Origin of the sequence: Microbacterium sp. Ru50 (assembly GCF_002920555.1) — a bacterium.
GTDB lineage: Bacteria > Actinomycetota > Actinomycetes > Actinomycetales > Microbacteriaceae > Microbacterium > Microbacterium arborescens.
On the sequence record NZ_PQSV01000002.1, the window covers coordinates 285,091 to 299,273 of the forward strand.

Annotated in this window: 16 protein-coding genes and 1 tRNA gene; 8 read left to right on the top strand and 9 right to left on the bottom strand. The window is 69.0% G+C overall.

Going from position 1 to position 14,183, the window contains the following annotated elements; translation table 11 throughout:
* Positions 1-51 precede the first annotated feature (51 nt).
* The 4 genes from cysS to C3481_RS11415 all read left to right on the top strand — a co-directional run bounded on the left by cysS (position 52) and on the right by C3481_RS11415 (position 5,744).
* A complete protein-coding gene (gene cysS, locus C3481_RS11400) occupies positions 52-1,455 on the top strand; it encodes a cysteine--tRNA ligase (protein WP_103842385.1) in 1,404 nt (467 codons plus the stop codon).
* Complete coding sequence (rlmB, locus tag C3481_RS11405; protein ID WP_023954855.1) at positions 1,448-2,437, top strand: 23S rRNA (guanosine(2251)-2'-O)-methyltransferase RlmB; 990 nt, start codon at positions 1,448-1,450, stop codon at positions 2,435-2,437. Before cysS ends, rlmB begins: the two co-directional genes overlap by 8 nt.
* Before the next feature lie 144 nt (positions 2,438-2,581).
* Complete coding sequence (locus C3481_RS11410) at positions 2,582-5,050, top strand: glycogen/starch/alpha-glucan phosphorylase (RefSeq protein WP_064955097.1); 2,469 nt, start codon at positions 2,582-2,584, stop codon at positions 5,048-5,050.
* Positions 5,051-5,105: 55 nt separating this feature from the next.
* On the top strand, positions 5,106-5,744 hold the full coding sequence (locus C3481_RS11415) for an NAD(P)-dependent oxidoreductase (protein WP_023954851.1): 639 nt from the start codon (positions 5,106-5,108) through the stop codon (positions 5,742-5,744).
* A 21-nt stretch (positions 5,745-5,765) separates the two neighbouring features.
* Here C3481_RS11415 and C3481_RS11420 read toward each other — a convergent pair whose 3' ends face one another.
* Both C3481_RS11420 and C3481_RS11425 read right to left on the bottom strand, forming a co-directional pair.
* Positions 5,766-7,070: a DUF4032 domain-containing protein gene (locus tag C3481_RS11420; RefSeq protein WP_023954849.1), complete on the bottom strand. Its 1,305-nt coding sequence runs from the start codon at positions 7,068-7,070 to the stop codon at positions 5,766-5,768.
* Positions 7,071-7,155: 85 nt separating this feature from the next.
* Positions 7,156-8,259, bottom strand: coding sequence for an ABC transporter ATP-binding protein (locus C3481_RS11425; RefSeq protein WP_023954846.1), 1,104 nt, complete (start codon positions 8,257-8,259; stop codon positions 7,156-7,158).
* Positions 8,260-8,504: 245 nt separating this feature from the next.
* On the opposite strand from C3481_RS11425, the gene C3481_RS11430 reads away from it, so the two are divergent.
* Positions 8,505-9,491 (top strand): thioredoxin domain-containing protein, encoded by a 987-nt coding sequence (locus C3481_RS11430; RefSeq protein ID WP_103842387.1) that lies wholly within the window; start codon positions 8,505-8,507, stop codon positions 9,489-9,491.
* A 65-nt stretch (positions 9,492-9,556) separates the two neighbouring features.
* A tRNA-Thr gene (locus C3481_RS11435) sits at positions 9,557-9,629 on the top strand.
* Here C3481_RS11435 and C3481_RS11440 read toward each other — a convergent pair.
* Complete coding sequence (locus C3481_RS11440) at positions 9,629-9,976, bottom strand: hypothetical protein (protein WP_103842389.1); 348 nt, start codon at positions 9,974-9,976, stop codon at positions 9,629-9,631. The genes C3481_RS11435 and C3481_RS11440 overlap by 1 nt on opposite strands.
* Before the next feature lie 198 nt (positions 9,977-10,174).
* On the opposite strand from C3481_RS11440, the gene C3481_RS11445 reads away from it, so the two are divergent.
* Positions 10,175-10,504: a hypothetical protein gene (locus tag C3481_RS11445; protein ID WP_023954840.1), complete on the top strand. Its 330-nt coding sequence runs from the start codon at positions 10,175-10,177 to the stop codon at positions 10,502-10,504.
* 4 nt (positions 10,505-10,508) lie between these two features.
* Here the strand turns inward: C3481_RS11445 and C3481_RS11450 are convergent, their stop codons facing one another.
* The 6 genes from C3481_RS11450 to C3481_RS11475 all read right to left on the bottom strand — a co-directional run bounded on the left by C3481_RS11450 (position 10,509) and on the right by C3481_RS11475 (position 13,032).
* Positions 10,509-10,853 (bottom strand): hypothetical protein, encoded by a 345-nt coding sequence (locus C3481_RS11450; protein WP_023954838.1) that lies wholly within the window; start codon positions 10,851-10,853, stop codon positions 10,509-10,511.
* A 156-nt stretch (positions 10,854-11,009) separates the two neighbouring features.
* On the bottom strand, positions 11,010-11,369 hold the full coding sequence (locus tag C3481_RS11455) for a hypothetical protein (protein ID WP_023954837.1): 360 nt from the start codon (positions 11,367-11,369) through the stop codon (positions 11,010-11,012).
* A 154-nt stretch (positions 11,370-11,523) separates the two neighbouring features.
* Positions 11,524-11,883, bottom strand: coding sequence for a hypothetical protein (locus C3481_RS11460; RefSeq protein WP_137750504.1), 360 nt, complete (start codon positions 11,881-11,883; stop codon positions 11,524-11,526).
* 64 nt (positions 11,884-11,947) lie between these two features.
* Positions 11,948-12,265, bottom strand: a complete 318-nt coding sequence (locus tag C3481_RS11465) for a hypothetical protein (RefSeq protein WP_103842391.1) — start codon at positions 12,263-12,265, stop codon at positions 11,948-11,950.
* A 106-nt stretch (positions 12,266-12,371) separates the two neighbouring features.
* Positions 12,372-12,647: a hypothetical protein gene (locus C3481_RS11470; RefSeq protein ID WP_023954831.1), complete on the bottom strand. Its 276-nt coding sequence runs from the start codon at positions 12,645-12,647 to the stop codon at positions 12,372-12,374.
* 22 nt (positions 12,648-12,669) lie between these two features.
* Positions 12,670-13,032: an ATP-dependent DNA ligase gene (locus C3481_RS11475; RefSeq protein WP_103842393.1), complete on the bottom strand. Its 363-nt coding sequence runs from the start codon at positions 13,030-13,032 to the stop codon at positions 12,670-12,672.
* A gap of 194 nt (positions 13,033-13,226) precedes the next feature.
* Between C3481_RS11475 and C3481_RS11480 the strand changes: the two genes are divergently transcribed.
* Positions 13,227-14,180 (top strand): DMT family transporter, encoded by a 954-nt coding sequence (locus C3481_RS11480; RefSeq protein WP_023954827.1) that lies wholly within the window; start codon positions 13,227-13,229, stop codon positions 14,178-14,180.
* The last annotated feature ends 3 nt before the right edge of the window (positions 14,181-14,183 follow it).

Sequence of the window (14,183 nt, forward strand, 5' to 3'; positions counted from 1 at the left end):
GGGGCACGCTCATGCCACGGCGGCGCGGCGCCCCGCCGGTAGGCTGGTGCAGTGACCGTTCGCCTCTACGACACCCGCGCGCAGGCGCTGCGCGATTTCGCGCCGCGCGACCCGTCGAACGTCACGGTCTACGTCTGCGGTCCGACGGTGCAGTCCGGTCCGCACATCGGTCATGTCCGCGCGGCGGTCGGCTTCGACATCCTCCGCCGCTGGCTCGAGTACCGGCACGGACGGGTGACGTTCGTCCGCAACGTCACCGACATCGACGACAAGATCCTCGCCAACGCGACGGATGCCGAGCCGTGGTGGGCGCTCGCGTACCGGATCGAGCTCGAGTTCACCCGTGCCTACGCGGCCGTGGGTGTGCTGGCGCCGACCTATGAGCCGCGCGCCACGGCATCCGTTCCGCAGATGATCGAGCTCATCGAGACCCTCATCGAGCGTGGCCACGCCTACGCGGCCCCCGACGGCTCGGGAGACGTGTACTTCGATGTGCGGTCGTGGCCCGAGTACGGCTCGTTGACCCGCCAGTCGCTCGACGCGATGGAGGCCGCGGCCGACGCCGACCCCCGGGGCAAGCGCGATCCGCGCGACTTCGCCCTGTGGAAGGGTGCCAAGCCGGAGGAGCCGTCGGATGCCGCCTGGAGCTCCCCCTGGGGGCACGGCCGTCCCGGGTGGCACATCGAGTGCTCGGCGATGAGCCGGCGCTACCTCGGCGGCGAGTTCGACATCCACGGCGGCGGACTCGACCTGCGCTTCCCGCACCACGAGAACGAGCTCGCCCAGTCGACGGCGGCGGGTGACGCCTTCGCGCGCTACTGGGTGCACAACGGCCTCGTCACCGTCGGCGACCAGAAGATGTCGAAGTCGCTCGGCAATTTCCTGCTCGCCGACGACGTGCTGCGCGAGCGCGACCCCCGTGTCGTCCGGTATGCGCTCGGCGCCGCCCACTACCGGTCGAGCCTCGACCTGACGCCGGCGAGCTTCGACGAGGCCGAGGCCGCGCTCGGCCGCATCCGTTCGTTCCTGCAGCGCGCCGCTCGCGTGCTGCCCGGGGGATCGGCCGGTCGGGATGAGGACGTGCCCGTCGCCTTCGCATCCGCGATGGACGACGACCTGGCCGTCCCGCAGGCGCTCGCCGTGCTGCACGAGACCGTCCGGGCGGGCAACACCGCGCTCGACGAGGGCGACCACGACGCGGTCTCCGCCGCGGTTGGAGCCGTGTCGGCGATGCTCGCCGTGCTGGGGCTCGATGCCGCCGATGAGCCGCGCGGCGACGACGCCGAGACCGTCGCTCTCGACGCGCTCGTGCGCACCATGATCGACCAGCGCGCTGAAGCGCGCGCGACCAAGGACTGGACGACAGCCGACCGTATCCGCGACGCGATCGCGGCGGCCGGCATCGTCCTCGAAGACGGTCCCGAGGGGACCCATTGGAGTGTGAACCGTGGCTAAGCCAGGAAACCCGTCCGCCGGACGCGGCAAGAAGAAGGGCCCCACCAAGGGCACCGGCGGCAAGAACCGTCGATCGCTCGAGGGTCGCGGCCCGACGCCGAAGGCCGAGGATCGCGCGTGGCACCCCGCAGGCAAGCGGAAGGCCGCTCAGGAGCGCTACATCGCCGCCGGTGGCAAGCCGCAGCAGCGCCAGGGCAGCGCGAACCGGGCGCCGAAGTCGAAGTCGGGCGATGACACCGAGACGGTCACCGGCCGCAACAGCGTGCTCGAGGCGCTGCGCGCCAAGATCCCCGCCACGGCCTTCTACATCGCCCAGCGCGTCGAGATGGACGACCGTGTCAAGGAGATGCTGTCGATCGCCACGAACCGCGGCATCCCGGTGCTCGAGGTCACGCGCCAGGAGCTCGACCGCATGGCCGGGTTCGACGGCGTGCACCAGGGCGTCGCGATCAAGGTGCCGCCCTACGAGTACGGCCACCCGCAGGACCTGCTCGAAGAGGTCATCGACTCGGGGGAGACCCCGCTCTTCGTGGCGCTCGACGGTGTCACCGACCCGCGTAACCTCGGCGCGATCATGCGCTCGGCCGCCGCCTTCGGCAGCCAGGGCGTCATTGTTCCCCAGCGCCGCTCGGCGGGCGTCAACTCGGCCGCGTGGAAGACCAGCGCCGGCGCGGCCGCGCGCATCCCGGTCGTCATCGCGCCGAACCTGACGACCACGCTCAAGGAGTTCAAGAAGCAGGGCGTCTTCGTGCTCGGCCTCGATGGCGGCGGCGACATCGAGCTGCCGTCGCTGCAGCTCGCCGACCGCCCGGTCGTCATCGTCGTCGGGTCGGAGGGCAAGGGGCTCTCGCGTCTGGTGACCGAGACGTGCGACCAGGTCGTCTCGATCCCGATCTCGTCGGCGACCGAGTCGCTCAACGCCGGTATCGCGGCATCCGTCGCGCTCTACCAGGTCGCCACGATCCGCGCCGCGCAGGAATGATCGGCGGGCGTCGTCGGGCTGTGACCGGGCGATGACCTTCCTGTAAATTCCGCTCGGTCGACGCCTGACGACCCGGCGCGATTCCGATCGAACGGGTAGTTTCGAACCGTGAGCGAGAACGACAAGACCTCCGGCTCCCGCACGATCGCTGCGACCCACCCGCTGGCGCTTGCGCCGGTGGCGTCGCCTCCGGCGACGGTGGACGGTTTCGTGCGCGAGTTCCTGCTGAACCTCAACATGGAACGCGGTGTCGCGTTGTCGTCGGCGACCGAGACCGACACGTACATGGCACTCGCTGCCACCGTGCGCGACTATCTCGTCGCGCGGTGGCTCGAGGACCAGCGGCGTCAGCGCGAGGACCAGCGCAAGGCCGTCTGCTACCTGTCGGCGGAGTATCTCCTCGGGCGTCAGCTCGACAACAACCTGCTCGCCTCGGGGTTGACCGAGATCGCGACCGAGGCGCTGGCCGCATGCGGCATCGACATCGACACGATGCGCGCTCACGAGGTCGAGCCGGGCCTCGGCAACGGCGGCCTCGGGCGCCTCGCTGCATGCTTCGTCGACTCGCTCGCCACCCTCAGTGTTCCGAGCATCGGGTACGGCATCCGATACGAGTACGGCATCTTCCGCCAGGTCTTCCGGGGCGGCGAGCAGATCGAGAAGCCGGATGCCTGGCTCGCGCTCGGTTCGCCGTGGGAGTTCCGTCACCCCGAATCGGCGCAGACCGTCTCGTTCGCCGGCCACACCGAGACCTACGACGACGACGGCGTCATCCGCAGCCGGTGGGTGCCGGCCTGGAGCGTGCGCGCCGTGCCCTACAACTACATGGTGCCCGGCTACCAGAACGGGCGGGTGAACACCCTCCGTCTGTGGAGCGCCGAAGCCACGAAGGCCTTCGACCTGCGCACCTTCAACAGCGGCGACTACGTCGAGGCGGTGCGCGCGCAGACGTTCGCGGAGAACATCTCGAAGGTGCTGTACCCCGAGGACTCCACGCCGCAGGGCAAGGAGCTGCGCCTTCAGCAGCAGTACTTCTTCGTCGCGGCATCCATCGCCGACTACATGACGAAGGTGCTGCCCGAAGACTTCGATCTCGAGGATCTTCCTGAGCGCGTGATCTTCCAGCTGAACGACACCCACCCCGTCATCGCCGTTCCCGAGATGATGCGCGTGCTGGTCGACGAGCGGAAGCTCGACTGGGATGCCGCCTGGGCCATCACCCAGAAGTGCTTCGCCTACACGTGTCACACCCTGCTGCCCGAGGCGCTCGAGGTCTGGTCGGTCGATCTGCTCGGTCGCCTGCTGCCGCGGCACCTCGAGATCATCTACCGCATCAACGACGAGTTCCTGCTCCGCGTGCGCGAGCGGTTCGGCGACGACGAGCAGCGCCTGCGCGACATGTCCATCGTCTCCGAGCAGCGGGCCGTGCGCATGGCCTACCTCGCGACGGTCGCCGGGTCGAAGGTCAACGGTGTCGCCGAACTCCACTCGCAGCTGCTGCGCGAGAAGGTGCTGCACCAGTTCGACGAGATGATGCCCGAGAAGTTCACGAACGTCACGAACGGCGTGACCCCGCGACGGTTCATGCGTCTGGCGAACCCCGACCTGTCCGAGCTCATCACCGCCGCGCTCGGCACCGGCTGGCTCACCGACCTCGAGCGGCTGCGCGAACTCGAGTCGTACGCCGAGGATCCCGATTTCCGTGCGGCCTTCGCCAGCGTCAAGGCCGCGAACAAGCGGCGCCTGAACGACGTGCTGATGAAGCGCGACGGCTTCGAGATCGCCGACGACCACCTGCTCGACGTCATGGTCAAGCGACTGCACGAGTACAAGCGTCAGACGCTCAAGCTGCTCCACATCGTCACGCTCTACGAGCGGGTCGTGTCGGGCCGGGTGGCGGCGTCCGACCTGCAGCCGCGCACTTTCATCTTCGGTGCCAAGGCAGCTCCCGGCTACGCGATGGCCAAGCGGGTCATCCACCTCATCAACGCCGTCGGATCTGTCGTGAACAACGACCCGCGCCTCGAGGGGCGCCTCAAGGTCGTCTTCCCGCCGAACTACAACGTCACGCTCGCGGAGCGGGTCATCCCTGCCGCCGACCTGTCCGAGCAGATCTCGCTCGCAGGCAAGGAGGCTTCGGGCACGGGCAACATGAAGTTCGCCCTGAACGGCGCGCTCACCATCGGCACCGATGACGGCGCAAACGTGGAGATCCGCGAGCTCGTCGGTGACGACAACTTCTTCCTGTTCGGCATGAGCGAGCCCGAGGTCGAGGAGCTCTGGGCCGCGGGCTACCGTCCGGGAGAGTTCGCCCAGGCTGACGATGAACTGCGCCGGGCGCTGGATCTCATCGGATCCGGTGCGTTCTCGGACGGCGACCGCTCGACCTTCGAGCCCGTCGTGTCGAACCTGATGTACGACGACCGCTTCATGGTGCTGGCCGATTACACGTCGTACATCGCAGCCCAGGAGCGGGTGGATGCCGCGTACGCCGACCGCGATGCCTGGACCCGCTCGGCCATCCTGAACGTCGCTCGAACAGGCTTCTTCTCGTCGGATCGGTCGATCCGCGACTACATCGACCGCATCTGGCACACGCAGCCCGCTCGCTGATCGGCCACACCCGCGGGCCGGGGCCCGCGCACGACACCCAACGGAGGAAGAAGTCATGGCACGCATCGCCGTCATCGGAGGAACCGGCTACGCCGGCAGCCACATCGTCGAGGAGGCCGTCTCGCGCGGCCACACCGTCGTCTCCGTCGCCCGCAAGGTTCCCGCCGAGCGCATCGAGGGCGCGACGTACCTCGAGGGCACCCTGCTGGACGTGCCCGCCCTCGTCGGCCAGCTCGACGGCGTGGACGTCGTCGTCTCGGCTGTCGCCCCGCGCGGCGACATGCAGGGGCAGGTGCGCCCGAACACCGCGTTGCTGGTCGAAAGCCTTCCCGAGAACGTGCGCGTCGGCGTCGTCGGCGGTGCGGGCGGCAGCCTCGTCGCCCCGGGCGGTCCGCGCCTGATCGACAGTGGCTTCCCCGAGGAGTTCAAGGACGAGGCGCTCGAGGCCATCGGCATCCTCGAAGATCTGCAGGCCGACGAAAGCGGTCGCGACTGGTTCTTCATCCACCCGGCGGGCGGCTTCGGGTCGTTCAACCCGGGCGAGCGCACGGGACGCTACCGCGACGGCGGCGATGTGCTCGTCACCGACGAGAACGGCGACTCGTTCATCTCGGGTGCAGACTTCGCCATCGCGGTCGTCGACGAGATCGAGAACCCGAAGCACGTCCGCGAGCGCTTCACCGTCGGCTACTGAGCGGCGGCGCGGCCTCGTTCGTCAGACGAGGTCGCGCCAGTCGACCTCAGCCTCGTCGTCGTCGACCGGGACGGAGTCGGTGACGATCGGAACCGACATCGTCTCGGTCGGCGGACCCATCACGGTCGCCTCGTCGCGCCGGTGACGGAGCACGTTCTCGACATACGACGACAGCACCTCGGCCAGGGGCACCGACCGCCCCTCCGTCTGCGAGAGGTACCAGCGGTGCTCGAGCACCTGGTGGAACAGCTCGGCCGGCTCGAGCTTCGCGCGCAGGTCCCACGGCACCGAGAGCACGACGGGCTCGAACACTCGGGTGAGCCACTCGTGCGCGACCATCTCCTCGTTCGACCCGAGGCGTGAGACGCGCGCGCTGAACTCGTCGAGGTCGTTGAGCAGACGGCGGGCCTGGTTCTCCTCGACGTCCAGTCCCGTCAGCCGGAGCAGTCGACGCTGGTGGTGGCCGGCGTCGACGACCTTCGGCTGGATCGAGACGCGCGTGCCGTCGGCGGCGGCGTCGATCGACATCTCGCCGATGTCGAACCCGAGCGAGTTGAGCTTCTGGACGCGCTCGGTGATGCGCCACGACTCGTTCGCCGAGAACGTCTCCTGGTCGGTGAGGGCCGCCCACAGCGAGTGGTACGACGACATGATGCCGTCGGCGATCGCGATGGCGTCCACGCCGCCCTCAAGACGGCCGCCGGCCTCGAGGTCCATGATCTCGCCGGCGATGTTCGTGCGTGCGATGTCGAGATCGTGCATCCGCTGACCGCGCGTGAGGCCGCGCTCGTGCAGTTCGCCCGTCTCGGCGTCGACGAGGTACGCGGCGAAGGCGCCGGCGTCGCGGCGGAACAGCGTGTTCGACAGCGAGACGTCGCCCCAGAAGAAGCCGACGTTGTGCAGGCGCACGAGCAGCACCGCGAGGGCGTCCACGAGACGGGTCGCCGTGTCGGGGCGCAGCACCTGGGTGAACAGGGCGCGATAGGGGAGGGAGAACTTCAGGTGTGCCGTCACGAGGGCCGCGGGCAGTTCCTCGCCGTCCGCGTCGCGACGCCCGTCGATGACCGCCACCCGCTCGACGCAGGGCACGTCGAGGCGCTGCAGCGAGCCGAGCATCTCGTACTCGCGCCGGGCCATCGCCGCCGTCGTCTCCTTGATCGCCACGACCCGTCCGGACAGGTTCGCGAAGCGCACGAGGTGGCGCGAGATGCCCTTGGGCAGGTAGACGATGTCGGGCGTCGACCAGTCGGCGAGGGTCGTCGACCAGGGAAGGGCGAGCAGGCCCGGGTCGACGCTGCTGGCGGTGATCGAGAGCGAGGCGGTCACGGATTCTCCGATCGGATGTGAGGCGCAAAGACTGCGGCGCGGGCGACCAGAGGCCACCCGCGCCGCAGCGTACGAAGATACCGGATCAGGCCGAGGCGATGGCCTTGTCGGTCAGGCGCTCGCCGGTCTCGCCGTCGAACACGTGGACGTGTCCGGGGACGGGAGCCAGGACGACCTTGTCGCCCGCGTTCGGGTGACGGCGGCCGTCGACGCGCGCGACGATGTCGGTGCGCTTGCCGTTGATGTCGGTGTGGCCGTAGAGGTAGCCGTCAGCGCCGAGCTCCTCGACCAGGTCGACGTCGACCGTCAGGCCCTGGCCGTCCTCGGGGTTGACGATGATGTCCTCGGGGCGGATGCCGATGGTGACGGTCGAGCCGTGCGCCTTGCCGAGCGTGTCGGCCTCGACCGGGGCGACCTTGGTGCCGAACTGCACGCCGCCCTCGGCGAGCGAGGCGGTGAACAGGTTCATGGCGGGCGAGCCGATGAAGCCGGCGACGAAGACGTTGTTCGGCTTCTCGTACAGGTCGCGCGGGGTGCCGACCTGCTGCAGGATGCCGTCCTTGAGGACCGCGATGCGGTCGCCCATGGTGAGGGCCTCGGTCTGGTCGTGGGTGACGTACACCGTGGTGACGCCGAGGCTGCGCTGCAGCGAAGCGATCTGCGTACGGGTCTGGACGCGGAGCTTGGCGTCGAGGTTCGACAGCGGCTCGTCCATGAGGAACACCTGGGGCTTGCGGACGATGGCGCGGCCCATCGCGACACGCTGACGCTGACCACCCGAGAGAGCCTTCGGCTTGCGGGTCAGGTACTCCTCGAGGTCGAGGAGCTTGGCTGCCTCGAGCACGCGCTGGGCGCGCTCTTCCTTGCCGACGCCGGCGATCTTGAGCGCGAAGCCCATGTTCTCAGCGACCGTCATGTGCGGGTACAGCGCGTAGTTCTGGAAGACCATCGCGATGTCGCGGTCCTTCGGGGGAACGTCGGTGACGTCGCGCTCACCGATGCGGATGCTGCCCGAGTTGACCTCTTCGAGGCCGGCGAGCATGCGCAGCGAGGTGGACTTTCCGCAACCCGAGGGGCCGACCAGGACGAGGAACTCGCCGTCGCCCACTTCGAGGTTGAGCTTGTCGACCGCGGGGCGCGTGCCACCGGGGTACAGACGGGTTGCGTTGTCGAAAGTGACAGTCGCCATCGTTTCTTCTCCTTCACCGGCAGGTACGTGCCGGACGATCCGTTGTGAATGGAACGGGGTCGCCCCCGTACGCCCCTCATCGGGCGCGCTCTCAGTATGGCACGTGCGCGGGCGTGCGAGAGACATGGAGATCGGGCCGGTGCTCTGGGCTTTCCCAGGCTGGCTGATTACCATCGAGTGACTCGTGAAGCCCGTCGCGAGTGCCACCGCTCGGCCCTCATCCTTCTTCTGTTCCCCGAGGTTCCATGTCTTCTGACGACACTCCTGACGCACCTGAAACGCCGGCAGTCACCGACCGTCGCGAGGCGGTGCGTGAGAAGGCGCTCCAGGTTCACACCCGGCAGTCGCGTGCGCGCATCGCACGCCGCTCGGGTCTGGGAGTGCTTGCTGTCGGAGTCGTGGCCGCCGCAGCCGTGGCCGTCACCATGACCGTCTCGAGCGCCGGAAGCCAGCCGCAGCTCGAGCCCGCGACCGCCTCGGGTGACGGATTCGTCGTCGCCGATGTGGTCAACACCTCGGTATCGACCGACATCGCCGCCGAGACCGATGCGTCCGCGCCGGCGGAGTCCGCCCCAGATGCCGCGGCTGCGCCGCCCGCCGAGGGCCTTCCTGCTCCGACGTCCTCCACGGCCCCGCCCGTCGAGATCCGGGTCTACGTCGACTACCTCTCCGCCGGTGCTCGCGAGTGGCAGGTCGCCAACGCCCAGCAGCTCACCTCCTGGGTCGACGACGGTGCCGTCACTCTCAGCTACTACCCGGTGGCGATGCTGACGGCGAAGTCGAACGGAACGAAGTACTCGCTCCGCGCGGCCAGTGCGGCAGCGTGCGTTGCCACGAACGCGCCCGACGCCTTCTTCGCGTTCAACAACGAGCTGCTCACGCGTCAGCCCGAGGTCGACACCGACGGCTACTCCGACACCGAGCTCGCGAACATGGCGCAGGCCTCCGGCGTCGACTCGACCCGCGTCGTCCGCGACTGCATCGAGTCGGGCTCCTACGCCGCCTGGGCGAAGTCGGCGACAGAGCGCGCCGTCGCCGGCATCCCCGACACGAACGGCCTGTCGCTCACCGGGACCCCGATGGTGCTCGTCAACGGCAAGCAGTACATCGGCGACCTGAGCGACCCGGCCGAGTTCTCGCAGTTCGTGCTGACGACCGCGAGCGACGCGTACTACAAGTCCGCTCCCACCCCGACCCCGACGCCGACGCCCACCGAGGCGCCCGCGTCCTGACAGGGCGCCGTCGAGGCCGCAGGCGTTTCTGCGCTGCCCGCGTCCGTCGATAGACTGGACGTCCTGCCGACTTGGCGCAATTGGTAGCGCACCGTACTTGTAATACGGGGGTTACGGGTTCGAGTCCCGTAGTCGGCTCAGTAGCCCTCGAGATCGGGGTCCCAGTTGTCCACCTCGATCGGGGTCATCGGCTGTGGACGATCGGCGGGACGCCGATAGGGGTAGTGCGGATGCATCCGGAGCAGGGTGGCACCGGTCGAGAAGTCCGGTTCGTCGCCGTACCAGGGGGCGGGCTCGGACATCACCGCGATGCCGGGACCGAGGATCAGGTCGACACTGGTGTTCGCGGAGTCGCCACTGGCGACGGGAATCGTCACCCGCTCGGTGTGCGACAGGTTCGCGAGGGCGACGCTGAGGCGCAGCAACACGTCGGCGACGTCGTCCGTGGTGAGGACGACGCCTGTTCCATAGTGGATTCGACGCACCCGCCAATTGTCCCCGGTCGGAGAAAGCACGCAAGGCGGCTTGCGTGATCGGGCGCACGCGGCGCATCCTTCGCCCCCTCGGCGCAGTCTCCCGACGGGCGGCGGTGGAGGTACCTTGTGGATCAGCCGCTCGCGACGCTCAAGCGCCAGAGGCCCCTGGTCCGGGGTGAGACCGGACCCTGCTCGAGAGGGAGAAGCATGGGACATCTGATCTACGGTGTCGCACCGGCCGTCAACGTCGATGACTGGGCGCTGCAGCATCTGCGTGCGGTGATCGTCACCAAGCTCCGTCGCGACGAGAGCTTCGTCTTCACGTGGGGCAGCGAGCCCGACACGCACGGCGACGATGCCGCGGAGGGGCAGGAAGGTCAGTACGGGAGCGTCTGGATCTCCCGCGCCTCGTCGCTGTATTTCAGCTTCGCCGAAGCGCCGACGGGGACGCTCAACCGGCGGTGGCTCGTGCTCCTCAATGAGGCGGCCAACAGCGCGGCGGGGTTGCGGCTGGTTCCTGAGCCGACCGGCGACTGACCCGTCAGGTCGCCCGGCTCGCGATGAAGTCGGCGGACTTGGACTGCAGGAACGAGCAGAGGGCGGACACCATCGCCAGCTCCGCCGACAGCTCGAAGGCACGGCCGGCGTCGAGCTTCACGTCCTGCTCGCGGGCTTCGAACGTGATCGCCCAGCGGGTCGAACCGACGGGCTCGGGCTGCAGGTAGGTCACGGTGCCGGCATTGACCAGGTCGAGGCCGATGAGGCCCGTGTCATAGCCGTCGGTGCCGTCCTGCGGCATCACCCGCAGCCGCTCGCTGATCGGGTATCCGAGTTCGGCGAACTCAGCCAGCCAGGCCTCCAACGTCTCTTTCGTGCGAAACGGCATGCGCTCCTCCAATGGCACCCGGCAAGACGCCTGTCGTGTCGCCGGCGCTCATTATCGCCTGGACCGACGACCGTTCCCGACTCCTCCGTGGTCAGCGTGCGCGAGGGCGCTCGCCGATACCGAAACGGGATCGTTGTACCGCCGGCCGGCGGTCGATCATCCGCCGATACGCTCCCCGTAGAGCTCGACACCGCCGCTGTGCAAGGGTGCCGCCCGCGGCGCCGGCTCCGGTACCACGTACAGTCCGGTGGGGGAGCTCGCGACGGTCGTGAGCGCGGTGAGCCATTCCCGGCTGAGCTGGGGCTCGCGGCCGCCGTGGAACTTGAACTCGAGGTCGGCACCCGGGTGGATCCACACAGCACGCCGCCCGCCGCCCACGCTCGGGTCGTCCTTCCAGGTGAAGAAGAACGACTCGCTCCGCCGGAGCTTCGCCCCGACGACCTGCTGCAGGTGAGCGAGCGTGCGATCCTCGATCTCGACCTTGGCGTTTCCGTTTCCGTAGATGAAGCGGCCCATGCTGTCCTCCACACGTGCACAGGGCGACGGCCGCTCCGATGAGGGGAGGGAGCGAGGAGGCCGTCGCGTTTTTCACGCTTGCTTGCTCATAACGGTCCTCGTCGCACGAGCGGTCGTCAAGGGCGCTGCGCGTAACGGCTCACGCCGCGAGATCTCAGATGATGTCGATCGCTCCGCCGAAATCGTCGTTCCACGACGTGAGGTCGTCGGTCTCGGCTGTCGGGCCGGGCTCAGGCGCGCGGCGGGGGTAGTCGGGATGCAACTGCAGCCAGCCGACGGCATCCTCGAAATCCGGCTCCGGGATGTCGATGGCCGCGGGCCGGGACAGAATGTGGATGCCCGTCCCGATGACGAGATCGACCTGCGCGGGCTCCTCCGACCCCGGCTCGATCGCGAGGACCGTGACGACTTCACTTCCCGATGTGGCGGCCACGCTCGCCGTCAGCGCGAGCAGCGCGCGAGCGACGGCATCGCTGGTGATGAAGGTCTCGCCCCCGTACTTGACGTAACGCATCGTGACGCACGATGCCACGGCGGGCGATGGTGCGGGACGGGGTTGCCAACTCGTCAGCGGCGGGCTATTCGTGCGCGCGCTCGCCGCGGCGCGTCACGGCGTTGCGCCAGACGACGGTGTTGAGCTCGCCGGCCGGGCTCATCCAGTGCACGACCACGACGCGATCGTTCCACCCGTGCGCGATGGCTGCGACCCGTTCGGCGGGCTTGTGCGGCCACGACACCCACGCCCACACCGCAGGCCGGTCCGCCGGCCACTCGAGCGGGCGTGGCCCGTAGGCCTGCATCGGGATCGTGCACGGCGGGATGCGCATGAGGACGCGTTCGGTGCGTTCGTCGACCCGTCGATCGATCGCATCGGCGTAACGCTTGTTCGTGCCCACGGGCCGGGTCTCCTCTCCCGGCCAGAGACTGACATGGCCCGACGACATCCCGACGTGGTCTGGCTCTCCGCGACGCGACCAAGCGGAGCCGGCCGGACGGGCGACGTCAGTGCTTGCGGATGTTGACGAGCTGCCAACCCTCGGGCACCTTGGCGAACAACGCCTCCCGGTCGTCGGCCTCGATGTCGCGCAAGCCGTCGCGGCGCTGATAGGTCGCGGTCGCCTTGAGCTCGCTGCTGCCCTTGATCATCTGCACCGGCGCGGACACGAGGTCGAAGCCCTCCGGGGCGGCAGCCTGTGCCTGATCCCGGATCTCCTCGAGCGAGTGACCTGCGAGTTCGACGGTGGTGTTCTCGACGCGACGAATGGTGCCCACGTACATGGGAACCAGCCTAGGCTGCGCGTCAGCCGCCGCCGATCGCATCGGCCCGGTCGTGCAGCGCCGCGTCGTGGCCGACGCGGCTGCGCGGAGGGGGTTCCGGGGTGAGGTAGAGGCCGCCGCCGGAGTTGGCGACGGTGGTGAGGGCCTCGAGCCAGTCCCGGTTCAGCTGCGGCGGGCGATGCCCGTGGTACTTGAACACCAGGTCGGCGTTCTGATGGATCCAGACGGACCGGCGCCCGTCGCCGATGCTCACGTCGTCGCGCCAGGTGAAGAAGAAGCGCTCGTTGCGACGGAGCTTCGACCCGATGACCTGTTGCAGGTGCGCGAGAGCACGGTCCTCGATCTCGACCTTCGTGTTGCCGTTGCCGTAGATGAATCGCCCCATGATGGCTCCCGAAGAGGAACGATTCGCGAGTCGGCCGCCGCACTGAGGGGGGATATGCGGCGTGTGGACCGCGCCCGCGAATCGTTCCCCGTTCTCCTCATCCACGGTCTCGGTTCGTCCCACCAGCGTCAAGAGGGGGCGCGTGCAGCCCGCACGGTTCGTGGCGCGGTGCCTCCTGATGCACTATTGACCGAGTGACCGATCAGAATCGACCCCCGGCGCTGCCGCTTGGTGCGGCGATCGCCGCAACAGTGTTGGTCGGCGTCCTCACCGCCGTTCAAGCTCGTATCAACGGTGCGCTCGGCGCGGCGATCGGTGATGGGTTCGTCGCGGCGTTCATCTCGTTCGGAAGCGGTCTGGTGCTGATCCTCGTGGTCACCCTGCTCGCGCCCACCGGCCGGCAAGGACTCCGACGGCTCGTCGCGGGCGCGGGGCGCAGCATTCCCGTCTGGATGCTGCTGGGCGGGCTCGCGGGCGCTGTGACGGTCGCCACCCAGGGGCTCACCGTCGCCACGATCGGGGTCGCGCTCTTCACGGTCGGGCTCGTGGCGGGGCAGACGGCAGGTGGCCTGGTGCTCGACCGCGTCGGGTATGGACCGGCCGGCGTCGTCGCCGTGACCGTTCCCCGGCTGGCGGGCGGTCTGCTGGCGATCGTCGGCGTCGTGCTGTGCGCTCTCGGCCAGCGCGGCGAGCCCGTCGCCTGGTGGATGCTGGCGCTGCCGCTCGTCGCGGGAGCCGGCATCGCCTGGCAGCAGGCCACCAACGGCCGGCTCCGGCAGGAGCTCGGCAGCCCGCTGTCGACGACGGTGGTGAACTTCGCGGGAGGATCGATCGCGCTCGGCATCGCAGCGGCGGTGAGTGTGACGGTCAACGGGATGCCGGGGGCGCTGCAGGCCGAGCCCTGGATGTACCTCGGCGGTGCGACGGGCGTGGTCTACATCGTGATCTCGGCGGCGTTGGTCAAGCGCACCGGGGTGCTGCTCCTCGGCCTCGGATCCGTCGTCGGACTCCTCGCCGCCTCGATCGTCCTCGACGCGATCGCTCCGCCCCCGTCCGGACCGTCGCTGCTGGCTGCGACCACGGCCGCCGCGGTCGCCTTCGTCGGCGTCATCATCGCCGTCGTTCCCTGGCGGCGCCGCGTCCGCTGAGAG

Coding starts and splice junctions, on each gene's coding strand:
- C3481_RS11470 (WP_023954831.1), bottom strand. CDS start 12,647: ATGTACGTGGGCACCATTCGTCGCGTCGAGAACACCACCGTCGAACTC.
- C3481_RS11455 (WP_023954837.1), bottom strand. CDS start 11,369: ATGGGCCGCTTCATCTACGGAAACGGAAACGCCAAGGTCGAGATCGAG.
- C3481_RS11430 (WP_103842387.1), top strand. CDS start 8,505: ATGTCTTCTGACGACACTCCTGACGCACCTGAAACGCCGGCAGTCACC.
- C3481_RS11450 (WP_023954838.1), bottom strand. CDS start 10,853: ATGCCGTTTCGCACGAAAGAGACGTTGGAGGCCTGGCTGGCTGAGTTC.
- C3481_RS11460 (WP_137750504.1), bottom strand. CDS start 11,883: ATGCGTTACGTCAAGTACGGGGGCGAGACCTTCATCACCAGCGATGCC.
- C3481_RS11475 (WP_103842393.1), bottom strand. CDS start 13,032: ATGGGGCGATTCATCTACGGCAACGGCAACACGAAGGTCGAGATCGAG.
- C3481_RS11425 (WP_023954846.1), bottom strand. CDS start 8,259: ATGGCGACTGTCACTTTCGACAACGCAACCCGTCTGTACCCCGGTGGC.
- C3481_RS11415 (WP_023954851.1), top strand. CDS start 5,106: ATGGCACGCATCGCCGTCATCGGAGGAACCGGCTACGCCGGCAGCCAC.
- C3481_RS11445 (WP_023954840.1), top strand. CDS start 10,175: ATGGGACATCTGATCTACGGTGTCGCACCGGCCGTCAACGTCGATGAC.